This window comes from Lysobacter sp. TY2-98, assembly GCF_003367355.1.
Classification (GTDB): domain Bacteria; phylum Pseudomonadota; class Gammaproteobacteria; order Xanthomonadales; family Xanthomonadaceae; genus Cognatilysobacter.
The window spans coordinates 1,417,702-1,433,483 of the sequence record NZ_CP031413.1 but is presented as its reverse complement, the minus strand read 5'-3'; the positions used below and the strand labels follow the sequence as shown (position 1 = coordinate 1,433,483).

Below are 15,782 nucleotides of genomic sequence, written 5' to 3'. Positions count from 1 at the left end.
GTCAGTGGCGGTTAAGCCCTGCCCTCAGTATCCTAGCGCGCCACTCGGGGCTGTCGACCGGTACGCGGCACAGGGTCGTCCAACGCCGCTGCGCGAAGCGCACCCGGCTTTCCCCATTTCGGAGGTTTCACCCGATGAAGTTTCGTCTGATGGCCGTCGCTGCTGCGGCGTTTGTTGTTGCAGGCGCCGCGTCCGCGCAGGACATCACGTCCGACAAGGGCAAGCTCAGCTACGCGCTCGGCTTCAAGACCGGCGCCGATGCGGCCGAGCTCATTGATCGTGGGGAACAGCTCGACCTGGCGGCGATCACCAAGGGCCTGCAGGACGCTTATGCGAAGAAGCAGCCTGCCGTGCCGGTCGACCAGCTGCAGAAGGTGCTGCAGGACATGCAGACCCGCCTCGCCACGAAGGCCAAGGCCGAGTGGGACAAGGCGGCGGCCGAGAACAAGGGCAAGAGCGATGCCTTCATCCTCGCCAACAAGGCGAAGCCGGGCATCAAGGTCCTGCCGAGCGGCGTGCAGTACCGCGTGATCGAGAACGGCACCGGCGCCAAGCCGACGATGGCGAGCACGGTTGCGCTGGAAGTGGCTGGTCCGTTCCCGTGGGGCAACCGCCCTCAGCAGGCGCAGGCGCCGCAGAAGATCCCGTCGATCAAGGTCAGCCAGATCGAAATGCCGGCGATGCGCGAAGTGATCCAGCAGATGCCGGTCGGTTCGAAGTGGGAAGTGACGCTACCGGCCGACAAGGCCTACGGCGCCGACCCGCGCACCGGCTTCCCGCCGAACGTGGCGGTGGTGTTCGAGATCAAGCTCGTCAGCTCCAAGTAAGATCGGACCGTCCAGGTTCTCCGAACGCCGGCCTCGCGCCGGCGTTCGCGTTTCCGGGCGGCGTGCGTCTGAGAGAATGCCCGCATGAATTCCCCGTTCCGCGCCGTACTGAGCCCGTGCGTCGGCATCTGCGAGATGCGCGACGACGGCCTGTGCGCCGGCTGCCTGCGCACGCTCGACGAGATCGCGCGCTGGGGGATGATGGGCGACGACGAACGCCTGCGCATCATGGACTGCGTGTTGCCCACCCGCGATCCCGATCGCGCGCATGACTGATGGCGTTCTCGCCCACCTTCAGCGTGCGCTGCATCCCCTGGATGCGCCGCCGCGGGGTGCGGCCTGGAATCTCGTTGAACTGCATGACCTGCTCGGCGCCCAGCCCATGCGCGACGCGGCCGTACTCGTCGGCCTAGTGCCACGCGACGCCGGCCTGCACGTTCTGCTGACGCGACGCAACGACGCACTGCGTCAGCACGCAGGGCAGGTGAGCTTTCCCGGCGGTCGTTGCGACCCCGATGATGTCGATGCGATCGCGGCGGCATTGCGCGAGACACACGAGGAAGTCGGCATTCCTGCGTCGCAACTGGAGCCGATCGGTTTCCTCGATCCGCTGGCGACGATCACCGGCTTCCGCGTCCTGCCGGTCGTCGCGCTGATCGATCCGCGCTACGTCGCGCAACCCGATCCCGCCGAAGTCGCGGACGTGTTCGAAGTGCCGCTTGCCTACCTGATGGATCCGGACAATCGCGTCGAGCGCCGCTTCGAAGTGCAGGGCCGCAGCCGCGTCGTGTGGGAGTACCGTTATCCGGACCAGCGCATCTGGGGCGCGACCGCCTCGATGCTGCTCAACCTGCACGATCGCCTGGAGGCACACCGATGAGCTGGACGACACTGGTCGACGTGGACGCGCTGAAGCGCGCCATCGCCGCGCAGGATCGACCGCTGGTCATCATCGATACGCGCGTCGATCTCGCCGACCGCAGCGCGGGGTCGCGACGATTCGCGGAGGGCCACATTCCGGGTGCGCGTCGCGCGGATCTGGAAACGGATCTGTCCGGCCCGCACTACCCGGGCGCCGGACGTCATCCATGGCCGTCCGATGATGCGTTCGCCGCGATGCTGGGACGCCTCGGCATCACGCCGGCGCATCAGGTCGTCGTCTACGACGATGCGCAGGGCGCGCTCGCCGCGGCGCGGCTGTGGTTCATGCTGAAGACGTGGGGCCACGATGCAGTGGCCGTGCTCGACGGCGGATGGTCGGCCTGGCGCGCCGCGAATGGCGACGTCGAGAGCGGGGCCGCCACGCCCCCGGACATCGGTCCGTACGCCGGTGCGTTCGACAACGGTCGACTGCTCGATGCGTCGGATGTCGAAGCGGCGCTCAGCGCGGGCGAACCGGTCCTCGACGCGCGCGCTGCCGAGCGCTATCGCGGCGACGTCGAGCCACTCGATCGCAAGGCCGGACACATCCCTGGCGCGCTCAATCGGCCTTTCGCATTGAATCTTGCCGATGGCCGTTTCCGCCCCGCGTCGGAACTGCGTGCGGCGTTCGATGCGCTGCTCGATGGCCGCGCGCCGCACACGCTCATCGCGAGCTGCGGCTCCGGCGTCACCGCCTGCCACCACCTGCTCGCGATGGAGCACGCCGGCCTGCGCGGTGCGCGGCTGTTCAAGGGTTCGTGGAGTGGCTGGATCGAGGACGACGCGCGTCCGATCGCCACCGGCGGCTGATCAGCGCGACTTGCCGAGGCGTTCCAGCACGGCACGCAGCGCGTTCTGCGTATCCGGCGCGTACCACGAGGCGACGAAGCGCTCGAGCTCGATGTTGCGCGGATGCAGCGCCTCGATCGCATCGGCACGAGCGATCGCACGCGTGTCGAGCACCGGCTGCCGTGGCAGCGCTGCAAGCGCCTGCGCCCATGCGGTCGCGCGCTGCGCCGTGTCGTCGACGCTCGCGACCTCGTCGATCAGCCCGATCGCGAGAGCTTCGTCGGTCGTCGGCATCAGGCCGCCGACTAGCAGGCGCTCCGCGCGATGCGCGCCGACGACACGGCGCAGCAGGCGCTGGATGCCCTCCGGCGCGACGAGACCGACCTGCGTTTCGTTGAGGCCGATGCGGAAGGGCTTGGCCGGATCCGGCGAGCGCGCCATGACGCGGTAGTCGCAGCACAGCGCAAGCACGCAACCGCCGGCGGGCGCATGGCCGGCGAGGCCGACCGCCACCGGAATCGGGCTGCCGATCAGCGCGCGCGCCGCCCCGAAGAACGCCTCCCACGCATGTATCAGTGCCGCGCGGTCGTCGCCCAGCGACATGAGGTAGGGAACGTCCAGGCCTGCAGAAAACACCGACGGTCCGCCCGTCAGCGCGATGCCGTGCGCACCGTGCTGGGCTGCATGCGTCACCGCATCGCGCAGGGCGCCGCAGAGGCTGGGATCCAGCGCGTTCACCGGCGGCCGTGCCAGCCGGATCTCGAGGATGTCGCCGTGTTCCTGCGTCTGCACCAGTGCCATGGTTCGCCTCCGAAGACCGTGCCGCAGGTTAACCGGCGGCCGCCGTGCTCGCCACGCCGCGTGGCGCACTGCCTAGAATGCGCGCATGGCCCGCTCCGCATCGCTCGCGCTCGCCGCGCTGTTCGCCCTGGTTCCGTTCGCGACATTCGCCGGCACGGCGAAGTCGACGCCGTGCGCGCCGATCGTTCGTGATGCATGGGTGCGCATGACGCCGATGATGCCGATGGGCGCGGGTTTCTTCGTGCTCGAGAATCGCTGCAAGGCGCCCGTCGCGGTGACCGGTGCCTCGTCACCGCGCTTCGGCGATGTGTCGATGCATGAGACGCGCATCGAAGGCGGCATGAGTCGCATGCGTCCGTTGGCTCGCGTCGACGTCGCGCCGGGCGCGAACGCGGAATTCCATCCAGGCGGTCGTCATCTCATGCTGATGTCGCCGACGGGCGACGTTGCTGCCGGAGGCCGCGTGCGTATCGATCTCAAGCTCGCCGACGGGCGCAGGCTGCCCGTCGACTTCGACGTCCGCAGCGCGACGCCTTAACTGCAGGCTTTGCGCACTTCGTCCGGCAGCGGCGCCGAGCGCCCGGTGGTGCGGTCGATCCACACCATCACGACGTTGCCGTCGCAGTAGAGCGCGCGCGGCTCGTTCGCATCGACGATGCGATGGCCGATGGTGATGCTGCTGCCACCGAGGCGTTCGACGAACAGCTCGATCACCACGTCGCCCGGCCATTCGATGGGGCGACGATAGTTGAGGTTCGATGCCGCGACGACCGGCGCGACGTTGTCGTCCATGCCCATGCCGGGAACGCTCAGCATCCAGCGCAGGCGCGCTTCCTCGAGGTAGCTGAGGTACTTCGAGTTGTTGACGTGGTTGAACGCGTCGAGATCGCGCCAGCGCACCGATAGCGGCACGCGGATCAGTTCGCCCGGGCGCAGGTCGATCTGCTTCATCGGCGCGGCGGAGGGCGGCGCTGCGTCGGCGGTAGCGGGCGCAGCCGGTGCGTCGGTTGCGGCGCCCGCTACTGCGGTCGGCAACGCGCCATCGCGAACAGTGTCGCGACGTGATGCGCGCCCGCGGCGATCGCCAGCTCCGGCGTTCTTTTTGGCCGTTTCGCCAGTTGCCTCGGCGCCGCCGCCCCCATTCGTCAGCGCGTTCGAGACGTCCGCCACGGCAGTCGCCGCATCGCGTGCAACGTCACGCGTCGCGGACTCCGCTTCGGTCACCGTCGCGGCGCCAGTCGCGACGGTCGCCTCTGCGCCCTTCGTCTTGGTTGCACGCTTCGCCGCAGGGCGCTTGCGCGGCGCCCCGCGTCGGCCGGGCTTCTTGTCGGAGGGCGGAGGCGGCTGGTCGTTCATCGCGATGCGGTCTTACGCTTGCGGCCGGGCTTCGGCGCGGGCGCGACAGCTTGATCGCGTTGCAGCAACGGCGCAAGGAATTTGCCCGTGTACGACTGCGGCATCGCGGCGATCTGCTCGGGCGTGCCGCAGCCGAGGATCGTGCCGCCGCGATGGCCGCCTTCGGGGCCGAGATCGATCACCCAGTCCGCCGTCTTGATGACGTCGAGGTTGTGTTCGATGACGACCACCGTGTTGCCTTCGTCGCGCAGGCGATGCAGCACGCCGAGCAGCTGCTCGATATCGGCGAAGTGCAGGCCGGTGGTCGGCTCGTCGAGGATGTACAGCGTGCGGCCGGTATCGCGACGCGACAGTTCGCGGGAGAGCTTCACGCGCTGCGCCTCACCGCCCGAAAGCGTCGTCGCAGATTGACCGAGCTTGATGTAGCTCAGGCCGACGTCCATCAACGTTTCGAGCTTGCGCGAAATCGACGGAATCGCCTCGAACAGCGGCAACGCATCTTCGACGGTCATCTCGAGCACGTCGTTGATGTTGTAACCCTTGTAGCGGATCTCCAGCGTCTCGCGGTTGTAGCGCTTGCCGCCGCAGACATCGCAGGGCACGTACACATCCGGAAGGAAGTGCATCTCGACCTTGATCAGGCCATCGCCCTGGCAGGCCTCGCAGCGACCGCCCTTGACGTTGAAGCTGAAGCGACCCGGTGCGTAGCCGCGCGAACGCGACTCCGGCACCTGCGCGAACAACTCGCGCAGCGGCGTGAACAGGCCGGTGTACGTCGCCGGATTACTGCGCGGCGTGCGGCCGATCGGCGATTGGTCGATGTCGACGACCTTGTCCCACAGCTCGATGTTCTCGTAGCTCTCGTAGGGCGACGGTGACATCGCCGCGCCGTTGAGTTGGTTCGCGGTGATCGCGTACAGCGTGTCGTTGATCAGCGTCGACTTGCCCGAACCCGACACGCCCGTGACGCACGTCAACAGGCCGGCGGGAATCTCGAGGTCCACGTCGCGCAGGTTGTTGCCCTTGGCGCCTTTGAGCCGGAACATCATCGACTTGTCGGGCTTGTGGCGCGTTGCCGGTATTTCGATCCTGCGTGCACCGCTGAGGAACTGGCCGGTGATCGAGGCGGGATTCGACATCACGTCCTGCGGCGTGCCGCGCGCGACGATCTGGCCGCCGTGCACGCCCGCGCCTGGGCCGATGTCGAGCACGTAGTCGGCGAGGCGGATCGCATCCTCGTCGTGCTCGACCACGATGACCGTGTTTCCGAGTTCGCGCAGGCGCGTGAGCGTGCCGAGCAGGCGCTCGTTGTCGCGCTGGTGCAGGCCGATCGACGGCTCGTCGAGCACGTACATCACGCCGACGAGACCGGCGCCGATCTGCGACGCGAGGCGGATGCGCTGCGCTTCGCCGCCCGACAGCGTATCGGCCTTGCGTTCGAGCGTGAGATAGTCGAGGCCGACGTCGACCAGGAATGTCAGCCGCTCGGCGATTTCCTTGACGATCTTCGTCGCGATCTCGCCGCGCCAGCCGGGCAGGTCAAGCTCGTTGAACAGTCGCAGCGCCGCGTCGATCGGCAGCACGACGATGTGCGCGATGTTGTGCTCGCCGACGAACACGTTGCGCGCGGCACGGTTGAGGCGCGCGCCGCCACAGTCGGTGCACGGGCGCTCGCTGATGTACTTCGACAACTCTTCGCGCACCGCCTGCGACTCGGTCTCGCGATAGCGGCGCTCGAGGTTCGGAATCACGCCCTCGAAACGATGACGACGCTGGTAGCGCCCGCCCGAATCGTTGATGTACGTGAAGGTGATCGCCTCCGTGCCGCTGCCGTAGAGCACGGCCTGCCGCGCCTTCTCCGACAGCTGGTTCCACGGCGCATCGACGTCGAAGCTGTAGTGCCGCGCGAGCGACTGCACCAGCTGGAAGTAGTAGGTGTTGCGACGATCCCAACCGCGCACCGCGCCGGCCGACAGCGAGAGATCAGGATGCACGACCACGCGAGCCGGATCGAAGAACTGGCTGACGCCGAGGCCGTCGCACGTCGGGCACGCGCCCACCGGCGAGTTGAACGAGAACAGTCGCGGCTCGAGTTCGGGCAGCGAGTAGTCGCAGACGGGGCAGCTGTACTTCGCGGAGAACAGCGTCGGTGCAGCCTTTTCGTCGTCGAGCGACTGCACGATGGCCATGCCGTCGCCCAGTTTGATCGCGGTTTCGAACGATTCGGCGAGGCGCTGCTTGAGGTCCTCGCGCGGACGGAAGCGGTCGATCACCGCCTCGATCGTGTGCTTGCTGCGTAGCGACAGCTTCGGCACTTCGTCGATCTCGTACATCACGCCATTGACGCGCACGCGCACGTAGCCCTGTGCGCGCAGCTGATCGAAGATCTGCGCATGCTCGCCTTTGCGCTCACGCACGACGGGCGCGAGCAACGCATAGCGTTGTTCCGGGTCGAGCGCGATCGCCTGGTCGACCATCTGGCTGATGGTCTGCGCTTCGAGCGGGAAGCCGTGGTCCGGGCAATGCGGAATGCCGACGCGCGCGAACAGCAGGCGTAGGTAGTCGTAGATCTCGGTGATCGTGCCGACCGTCGAACGCGGGTTGTGCGAGGTGGACTTCTGCTCGATCGAGATCGCCGGCGACAGGCCCTCGATGTGGTCGACATCAGGCTTCTCCATCACCGAGAGGAACTGGCGCGCGTAGGCCGACAGCGACTCGACGTAGCGGCGCTGGCCCTCCGCGTAGATCGTGTCGAAGGCCAGGGAGGACTTGCCCGAGCCGGAAAGCCCGGTGATGACGATCAGCTTGTCGCGGGGCAGGTCGAGGTCGACGTTCTTCAGGTTGTGCGTCCGCGCGCCACGCACGCGGATGAATTCCATCGCCATCAGGAGAAATCTCGGGGAGCAGGGGGACGCCGTCGAACGGCGAACAGGGGAGCGTATCGGGAGCCGCGGTCCCGGACAATTTGGGCCCCGGCGCCTTGACTGGCACGTGAGCGGGGCGCGGCGGCCGCTTCTCTGAACAGGGATAGCGTGACGGGTCGGCGTCTCGCCGGGTGAGACGGGCCTCGCGCGGCTGACAGGGGAGGTCGGTTGCGCTAACCCGTTGAGTCGCCTAGAATTCCGCTTCTGTCTGCCCTCGACGGCAGGCAGCGACCAACAATAACTACAGAGGAAGTCTGGTCATGTACGCAGTACTGGTCACCGGCGGTAAGCAATACCGCGTGATGGAAGGCGAGACGCTTCGCGTCGAGCTGCTCGATGTCGAAGCCGACAGCGAGATCACGTTCGACAACATCCTGATGCTCGGCGGCAGTGACGGCGTGACCCTGGGCGACGCGCTCAAGGGTGCGACGGTCAAGGCCAAGGTCGTCGGCCACGGCCGCCACGACAAGGTCAAGATCGTGAAGTTCCGTCGACGCAAGCACCATCGCAAGCAGATGGGCCACCGTCAGCACTACACCGAAATCCAGATCACCGGCATCGCCGGTGGCAGCAAGAAGTAAGGAGAAGCCGCCATGGCACACAAAAAGGGCGTAGGTTCCACCCGCAACGGCCGCGACTCCAATCCGAAGTACCTCGGCGTCAAGGTCTTCGGCGGCCAGGCCATCGAGGCCGGCAACATCATCGTGCGTCAGCGCGGCACCCAGTTCCATCCGGGTCCGGGCGTGGGCCTCGGCCGCGACCACACGCTGTTCGCGCTCGTCGACGGCAAGGTCGAGTTCTCGGTCAAGGGTCCGGCCAAGCGCCGCACCGTCAGCGTCGCGTAAGCGATTTCCGACGCAGCGACGAGCCCCGCTTCGGCGGGGCTTTTCGTTTGCGGGGACCATGCGTTGCGTGCCGTCGCCCGTCTATCGTTCACAATGCCCGGCCGGCTGCGCGCCGGGCCACGCAGGTCTCTCCATGAAGCTCGTCGACGAAGCCGAAATCCAGGTCACCGCAGGCAATGGCGGCAACGGTTGCGTCGGTTTCCGTCGCGAAAAGTTCATTCCGCTCGGCGGCCCCGACGGCGGTGATGGCGGGGACGGCGGCAGCGTCTGGCTCGTCGCGGACGAGAATCTCAACACGCTCGTCGACTTCCGCCACCAGCGCATGTTCAAGGCGCAGCGCGGCGAGAACGGCATGGGCCGCCAGATGTACGGCAAGGCGGGCGACGACCTGGTCGTGACCGTGCCGGTCGGCACCGTCATCACCAATGTCGAGACCGACGAAGTCATCGGCGACCTGACCCGCCACGGTCAGCGCCTTCTGGTCGCGCAGGGTGGCAAGGGCGGCCTCGGCAACATGCATTTCAAGAGTTCGGTGAACCGTGCGCCGCGCAAGGCGCTGCCGGGTCTGCCGGGTGAGGAGCGCGTGCTCAAGCTCGAGCTGAAGCTGCTGGCCGACGTCGGCCTGCTCGGCTTCCCGAACGCAGGCAAGAGCACCTTCATTCGCGCCGTGTCCGCGGCGACGCCGAAGGTGGCGGACTATCCGTTCACCACGCTCTATCCGAACCTCGGCGTCGTCAGCGTCGAGCCGCATCGCAGCTTCGTCATCGCGGACATCCCCGGCCTGATCGAAGGCGCGGCGGACGGAGCGGGGCTCGGCGCGCAGTTCCTGCGCCATCTGCAGCGCACGCGCCTGTTGCTGCACCTCGTCGACATCGCGCCGATGGAAGGGGGCGTGGAGGGCGTGACGCCTGCCGAGCAGGTGCGGGCGATCGAGCGTGAGCTCGAAAGGCATGATCCGGAGTTGCTTGCGAAGCCGCGCTGGCTGGTGCTCAACAAGGCGGATCTTCTGCTCGACGAAGAGCGCGAAGAACTCGTGCGCGAGATCATCGCGGAACTCGGCTGGACGGATCGTTCGTATGTCGTGTCCGCGATCGGTCGCGAAGGCACGTGGCCGATCATGAAGGACGTCATGGCGTTCTTCGATCGTCAGCGCGAGGATGCTGAAGAAGCTGCGCGCGAGGATGCGCATCGGCGCGGTGGGGACGCGGCCGCGCCGTCTGCCTGATGCAACGACGCGCTCTCATGTCGCTTAGGAGCGCATGCGGATCGGTGGCTGCTGCGGCGGCGTCCACCGATGCCGAGGCGCCGTCCGCTGTCAGATCCGGCGTTCCGTTCGGAAGCGATGCACGCGACCTCGATCGCGCGCTCGTGGCACAAAAAAACCCGGCCGGAGCCGGGTTTCTTCGTCACGCCGCAAACGACTCAGGCAGCAGCCTTGAGCGCCTTGATGCGGGCGTTGAGGCGGCTCTTGTGGCGAGCAGCCTTGTTCTTGTGGATCAGGCCGCGCGAGCTGAAACGGTCGAGCAGCGGCTGGGCCTGCGCAAAAGCGGCTTCGGCACCGGCGGCGTCATTGGCGTGAAGGGCCTTGAGGACCTTCTTGACGGAGGTGCGGAGCATCGAGCGCTGGCTGGCGTTGCGCATGTTGCGCACGATCGTCTGCTTGGCGCGCTTCTTGGCGGACTTGATGTTGGCCACGGCGGTTTCCTGGAAGTCTTGATGGAGCGGCTGTCCGGGAGACAGCACGTTAGGGAGGTAAAGGTGGGGACAGCTAGACCGGAAAGTATGGCGGTTTCAATGGGTTGCGTCAACGCGGCGTGGAGGCGGGCGGCATGAGCAAGCCCCGCATGCTCCGAGGGCTGCTGTCGTTCAGCAGCATGACGATGGTCAGCCGTGTCTTCGGTCTGATCCGCGACATCACCATCAGCTCGGTCTTTGGCGTTTCCGCCGCGACGGACGCGTTCATGATCGCGTTCCGGATTCCGAACTTCATGCGCCGGCTGTTCGCCGAGGGGTCGTTCTCGACGGCCTTCGTCCCCGTGTTCACGGAGTTCAAGGAAAAGCGCTCCCACGCCGAGCTGAAGGAGCTGACGTCCCGCGTCGCCGGCACGCTGGCCGGCGTCCTGATGCTGATCACCGCGGTGGGGCTGATCTTCACACCCCAGGTGGCCTGGATTTTCAATCTCGGCGAATCGGGCATCGCGCCGGGTAAGTACCAGCTCACCATCGACCTGCTACGGCTGACCTTCCCCTTCATCCTGTTCGTTTCGCTGACGGCGCTGGCGGGCGGGGCGCTCAACGCCTTCCACCGGTTCGGCATGCCGGCGCTGACGCCGGTCATCCTCAATCTCTGCATGATCGCGGCGGCCCTCTGGGTGGCGCCGCATCTGGAGGTGCCGATCATGGCGCTCGGCTGGGCCGTGCTATTCGCCGGAATCCTCCAGCTGCTGTTCCAGTTGCCCGCGCTGGCCAAACTCGACCTGCTCGTCCTGCCGCGATGGGGCTGGTCCCACCCGGGCGTGCGCAAGGTGATGACGCTGATGGTGCCGACGCTGTTCGGCGCGTCGGTCGCGCAGATCAACCTGCTGTTCGACACCGTGGTCGCGGCCCGCCTGTACGTCGGTTCGCAGACGTGGCTGTCGCTGGCGGATCGCTTCCTCGAACTCCCGCTCGGGGTGTTCGGCGTCGCGCTCGGCACGGTGATCCTGCCGTCGCTGTCGGCGCACCACGTCCGCGACGATCGGGCCGGGTTCTCGAAGGCGTTCGACTGGGGCCTGCGCACCACGCTGCTGATCTCGGTGCCTGCGGCCGTTGGCCTGATGCTGCTATCGAAGGCGCTGGTCGCGACGGTGTTCCAGCACGGCCATTTCGAGGCGTTCGACAGCGGCATGACCGCGATGTCGGTGTTCGGCCTCAGCTTCGGCCTGCCGTCGTTCGCGCTGCTCAAGATCGTGCTGCCGGCGTTTTACGCGCGACAGGACACGAAGACGCCGGTCCGGGCGGGCGTCGCCGCGCTTCTCGCGAACATGGTGTTCAGCGCCATCCTGATCGCCGTGCTGTACGCGATGTGGGCGACGCCCGCTGCGCGCAGCACGGGTCTGCTGAATGCGCTGGCGACGACGCCCGGTCTGCATCTTGCGCTCGGACTCGCCAGTACCCTCGCGAGCTACCTCAACCTCGGCCTGCTGTGGTTCTGGCTGCGCCGCGCCGGCGTCTACGAGCGGCAGCCGGGCTGGTGGTCGTTCGTGGTCCGGGTCGGCCTGGCCTGCGCCGTCATGGCGGCCGTCGTCGGGCTTGGGCTCCACCTGATGCCGGAATTCACGATCGCGCCGGCACGCGCCCGCGTGGTGAACCTGATCGTGCTCGTCTGTGCAGGCGGGCTCGTTTATCTGCTCGCGTTGCTCGCACTGGGCTTCCGCCCGCGCGATTTCCGCGAACACTGAGCCGGGCGAACGTGCCCGGCTGGCTATACTTCGGCGGATGAGCAGGCTGTTCCGAGACGTCGACCGCGGGGTGTTGATTCCGCAGGGAAGCGTGGTCTGCATCGGCGCATTCGACGGCCTGCACCTGGGGCATCAGGCGCTGGTGCGCCACGCCGTTTCGCGTGCACGCGAGTTCGGCCTGTATTCGGTGGCGGTGACGTTCGATCCCTTGCCGCGCGAGTTCTTCGCCCGCGACGTCGCACCGTCCCGCCTGATGTCGACGCGCTCGCGCATCGATGCGCTGTACGCGCAGGGCATAGATGCCGTCCTCCTGCTGCGTTTCGACGCGCGCCTGAGCGGCATGTCGCCTGTTGAATTCGTCGAGCGCGTGCTGGCCGACGCATTGCGTGCCCGCGAGGTCTGGGTCGGCCCGGATTTCCGCTTTGGCCGCGCGCGCGCCGGCGACCTCGCTGTCCTGCGGGAGATCGGCGCGCATTTCGGCTTCGACGCGCACTCGATCGAGCCCATCGACGCCGCGGGTTCGCGCGCCTCCAGCACCCGCATCCGCGACGCCCTCGCGGAAGGTCGGTTCGACGCCGCGGCGGAGTCGCTCGGTCGCTCCTACCTCATCGAAGGCCGCGTCGTCCGCGGCAAGCAACTCGGCCGCACGCTCGGCTATCCGACCGCGAACCTTCGCCTGCCGCAGGGCCGTCCCCCGCTTTCCGGCATTTTCGCGACGCGCGTCCACGGCCTCGGGCCGACGCCGCTACCCTCGGTGTCCAGCCTCGGCACGCGTCCCACCGTCGGCGGAGTTGAGCCGCTGCTGGAAACCCATATCTTTGATTTCGATGCGGACCTGTACACCCGCCGCATCGGCATCGAATTCGTCGCCAAACTGCGCGACGAGCTCAAGTTCGACGGACTTCCCGCCCTGGTCGCGCAGATGGATCGCGACGCAGCCCAGGCGCGCGAAATCCTGTCGCCCACGCATACCCGACGGACCGCCTGACCCGTGACCGACCGCGACACCCCCGAAGCCAACCCGTACAAGGCCACGCTGCACCTGCCGGCGACTCACTTCCCCATGCGCGGCGACCTGCCCAAGCGCGAGCCGCAGACGCTCGCGCGCTGGGAGTCCGAGAACCTGTATGCCCGAATCCGCGAGCAGGTCGGTAGTCGCGACAAATCGTTCGTGCTGCATGACGGCCCGCCCTATGCGAACGGCGTGATCCACATCGGTCACGCGGTCAACAAGGTACTGAAGGACGTCGTCGTGAAGTCGCGCCTGCTCGACGGCTTCGACGCGCCGTACGTGCCGGGCTGGGACTGCCATGGCCTGCCGATCGAGGTCGCGGTCGAGAAGAAGTTCGGGAAGGTCGGCGACAAGCTCGATGCCGCGCAGTTCCGCCAGAAGTGCCGCGAATACGCCGCCGAGCAGATCGACCTGCAGCGTCGCGACTTCAAGCGCCTCGGTGTGCTCGGCGACTGGGACAGGCCGTATCGCACGATGGATTTCCGCTACGAAGCGGACATGCTGCGTTCGCTCGCGAAGATCGTCGAACGCGGCCACCTCGTGCGCGGCGCGAAGCCCGTGCACTGGTGTTTCGACTGCGGCTCGGCGCTCGCCGAAGCGGAGATCGAATACGCCGACAAGAAGTCGCCGGCGATCGACGTCGCGTATCTCGCGCGTGATCCGCAGGCGCTCGCGCGCGTGTTCGGTGTCGAAGTGGACGCGGGTGTCGAAGTCGCCGTGCCGATCTGGACCACCACGCCGTGGACGCTGCCTGCGTCGTTGGCGGTTTCCGTCGGTCCGGACCTCGAGTACTCGTTGGTGGAAGGGCCGGTCGGTCCGAATGGTCGACGCCTGCTCGTGCTCGCGAGCGCATTGGCCGAGCGCGCGCTGAAGCGCTACGGCGTCGACGACGCGCACGTACTCGGCACGTCGACCGGTGCGCCGCTGGAAGGTACGGTGCTCGTGCATCCGTTCTACACGCGCGACATCCCCGTGCTGCTCGGTGACCACGTGTCGGCCGAGGACGGCACGGGTGCCGTGCATACGGCGCCCGGCCATGGCCAGGAAGACTTCGCCGTCAGCCAGAAGTACGGCCTGATCGACAAGTACAGCGCGGCGGAGATGAATCCGGTCGACGCGCGCGGCCGTTACCTGCCGGGCACGCCGCCTGCCGGTACGACCGAACTCGCCGGCCTGCACCTGTGGAAGGCGAACGACCTGATCGTCGATGCCGTGCGTGACAACGGTCTGCTGCTCGCCGCGCACGTCGTCGAGCACAGCTATCCGCACTGCTGGCGCCACAAGACGCCGGTGGTGTTCCGTGCGACGCCGCAGTGGTTCATCTCGATGGAGCAGGCGAACCTGCGTCGCGATGCGCTCGAGGCGATCAAGGGCGTGGGCTGGTTCCCGGACTGGGGCGAAGCGCGCATCGCCGGCATGATCGAAGGCCGCCCCGACTGGTGCATCAGTCGCCAGCGCACCTGGGGCGTGCCGATCGCTTTGTTCGTCAACCGCCAGACGCACGAGCCGCATCCGCGTTCGGCGGAGCTGATGCGTGAGGTCGCGACGCGCGTGGAAGCCGCGGGTGTCGACGCGTGGTACGACTGCGACGGGACGGAACTGCTCGGCGCCGATGCCGCGGACTACGAGAAGGTCACCGACATCCTCGACGTCTGGTTCGACTCCGGCGTCACGCATGAATGCGTGCTCGCGCAGCGTCCGGAAGACGGCCTGCACAAGCCGGCGGACCTGTATCTCGAAGGTTCCGACCAGCATCGCGGCTGGTTCCAGTCGTCGCTGCTGACCGGCGTCGCGATGGATGGTGCCGCGCCCTACAAGCAGGTCCTGACGCACGGCTTCACCGTCGATGCGCAGGGCAAGAAGATGTCGAAGTCGATCGGCAACACGGTCGAGCCGCAGAAGGTCATCGACCAGATGGGCGCCGACGTGCTGCGCCTGTGGATCGCGTCAACCGACTATCGCGGCGAAATCGCGGTGTCCGACGAAATCCTCAAGCGTTCGGGCGATGTGTACCGTCGACTGCGCAATACGGCGCGTTTCCTGCTCGCCAACCTCGACGGGTTCGATCCGGCCACGCATGTGCAGCCGCTCGAGTCCATGGTCGCGCTGGACCAGTGGATCGTGCATCGCGCGTACGAGCTGCAGCAGAAGCTGGCCGCCGCGTATACGCGCTACGACTTCGCGGAAGTCGTGCAGTCGCTCGCGAACTTCTGCAGCGTCGACCTCGGCTCGCTGTATCTCGACGTCACCAAGGATCGCGTCTACACGATGCCGGAAGACTCCGCCGGCCGTCGCTCCGCGCAGACCGCGATGTATCACATCGCCGAGGCGTTCGTGCGCTGGATCGCGCCGATCCTGACGTTCACTGCCGACGAGATGTGGCGCTTCCTGCCGTCCGTGACGGCAACGGGCGCGCGCGCGGACAACGTGCTGTTCACCACGTGGTACGACGGGCTTGCACCGATGCCGGCGAATGCGCCGATCGACGTCGCACGTTTCGATCGACTGCTTGCGTTGCGCGAAGAGGTGAGCCGCACGCTCGAGCCGATGCGCGCAGCCGGCGAGATCGGTGCCGCACTCGAGGCGGAGATCGCGATCGCCGCGTCGCCAGACGATGCCAGCTGGCTGCGCGAGCTGCAGGACGAGCTGCGTTTCTTGTTCATCAGTGGCGACGTCGCAGTAGGCGAGGGCAGCGGTGGCGTGATTGCGCGCAAATCCGACAAGCCCAAGTGCGCGCGTTGCTGGCACTACCGTGCGGATATGGGCGCGGTGCTCGCACACCCGACGATCTGCGCGCGCTGCGCCGGCAACGTCGACGGCCACGCTGAAACCCGCCGCTGGTTCTGATCGCGGCCACGTGCCGCTGC

General features: G+C 67.3%; 13 protein-coding genes and 1 pseudogene. 10 read left to right on the top strand and 4 right to left on the bottom strand.

All coding sequences use genetic code 11. The features are described 5' to 3' along the window. Positions 1-134: 134 nt before the first annotated feature. From DWG18_RS06730 to DWG18_RS06720, 3 genes and pseudogenes are all read left to right on the top strand, one after another. Complete coding sequence (locus tag DWG18_RS06730) at positions 135-827, top strand: FKBP-type peptidyl-prolyl cis-trans isomerase N-terminal domain-containing protein (RefSeq protein WP_115646490.1); 693 nt, start codon at positions 135-137, stop codon at positions 825-827. Positions 828-911: 84 nt separating this feature from the next. After that, positions 912-1,707: pseudogene (locus DWG18_RS06725) on the top strand (CoA pyrophosphatase). Next, the gene (locus DWG18_RS06720; protein ID WP_115646489.1) at positions 1,704-2,558 is read left to right on the top strand and encodes a sulfurtransferase; all 855 of its coding nucleotides are present in this window, start codon (positions 1,704-1,706) and stop codon (positions 2,556-2,558) included. The pseudogene DWG18_RS06725 and the gene DWG18_RS06720 overlap by 4 nt, the downstream one beginning before the upstream one ends. Here DWG18_RS06720 and DWG18_RS06715 read toward each other — a convergent pair whose 3' ends face one another. Further along, positions 2,559-3,338 carry an enoyl-CoA hydratase/isomerase family protein gene (locus DWG18_RS06715; protein WP_115646488.1) on the bottom strand — a complete coding sequence of 260 codons (780 nt, stop codon included), beginning with the start codon at positions 3,336-3,338 and terminating at the stop codon, positions 2,559-2,561. It lies immediately after the preceding gene. Between the two features lie 85 nt (positions 3,339-3,423). Between DWG18_RS06715 and DWG18_RS06710 the strand changes: the two genes are divergently transcribed. Then, on the top strand, positions 3,424-3,876 hold the full coding sequence (locus tag DWG18_RS06710) for a copper chaperone PCu(A)C (protein ID WP_115646487.1): 453 nt from the start codon (positions 3,424-3,426) through the stop codon (positions 3,874-3,876). On the opposite strand, the gene DWG18_RS06705 is transcribed toward DWG18_RS06710, so the two are convergent. Further along, the gene (locus DWG18_RS06705; protein ID WP_115648076.1) at positions 3,873-4,289 is read right to left on the bottom strand and encodes a thioesterase family protein; all 417 of its coding nucleotides are present in this window, start codon (positions 4,287-4,289) and stop codon (positions 3,873-3,875) included. The genes DWG18_RS06710 and DWG18_RS06705 overlap by 4 nt on opposite strands. Positions 4,290-4,690: 401 nt before the next feature. Further along, the gene (uvrA, locus tag DWG18_RS06700; RefSeq protein WP_115646486.1) at positions 4,691-7,579 is read right to left on the bottom strand and encodes an excinuclease ABC subunit UvrA; all 2,889 of its coding nucleotides are present in this window, start codon (positions 7,577-7,579) and stop codon (positions 4,691-4,693) included. Between the two features lie 299 nt (positions 7,580-7,878). On the opposite strand from uvrA, the gene rplU reads away from it, so the two are divergent. The 3 genes from rplU to cgtA all read left to right on the top strand — a co-directional run bounded on the left by rplU (position 7,879) and on the right by cgtA (position 9,688). Continuing rightward, entirely contained in the window at positions 7,879-8,199 is a 321-nt protein-coding gene (rplU, locus tag DWG18_RS06695; RefSeq protein ID WP_115646485.1) for a 50S ribosomal protein L21, read from the top strand. A gap of 12 nt (positions 8,200-8,211) precedes the next feature. Then, positions 8,212-8,463, top strand: coding sequence for a 50S ribosomal protein L27 (rpmA, locus tag DWG18_RS06690; RefSeq protein WP_115646484.1), 252 nt, complete (start codon positions 8,212-8,214; stop codon positions 8,461-8,463). 133 nt (positions 8,464-8,596) lie between these two features. Continuing rightward, entirely contained in the window at positions 8,597-9,688 is a 1,092-nt protein-coding gene (gene cgtA / locus DWG18_RS06685; protein ID WP_115648075.1) for an Obg family GTPase CgtA, read from the top strand. A gap of 197 nt (positions 9,689-9,885) precedes the next feature. Here cgtA and rpsT read toward each other — a convergent pair whose 3' ends face one another. Continuing rightward, on the bottom strand, positions 9,886-10,158 hold the full coding sequence (gene rpsT / locus DWG18_RS06680; RefSeq protein ID WP_115646483.1) for a 30S ribosomal protein S20: 273 nt from the start codon (positions 10,156-10,158) through the stop codon (positions 9,886-9,888). A gap of 149 nt (positions 10,159-10,307) precedes the next feature. On the opposite strand from rpsT, the gene murJ reads away from it, so the two are divergent. The 3 genes from murJ to ileS all read left to right on the top strand — a co-directional run bounded on the left by murJ (position 10,308) and on the right by ileS (position 15,762). Further along, entirely contained in the window at positions 10,308-11,903 is a 1,596-nt protein-coding gene (murJ, locus tag DWG18_RS06675) for a murein biosynthesis integral membrane protein MurJ (protein ID WP_205289430.1), read from the top strand. Positions 11,904-11,940: 37 nt separating this feature from the next. Further along, positions 11,941-12,891 (top strand): bifunctional riboflavin kinase/FAD synthetase, encoded by a 951-nt coding sequence (locus tag DWG18_RS06670; RefSeq protein WP_115646481.1) that lies wholly within the window; start codon positions 11,941-11,943, stop codon positions 12,889-12,891. Between the two features lie 75 nt (positions 12,892-12,966). Further along, positions 12,967-15,762, top strand: a complete 2,796-nt coding sequence (ileS, locus tag DWG18_RS06665; RefSeq protein WP_240318645.1) for an isoleucine--tRNA ligase — start codon at positions 12,967-12,969, stop codon at positions 15,760-15,762. Positions 15,763-15,782: the final 20 nt, after the last annotated feature.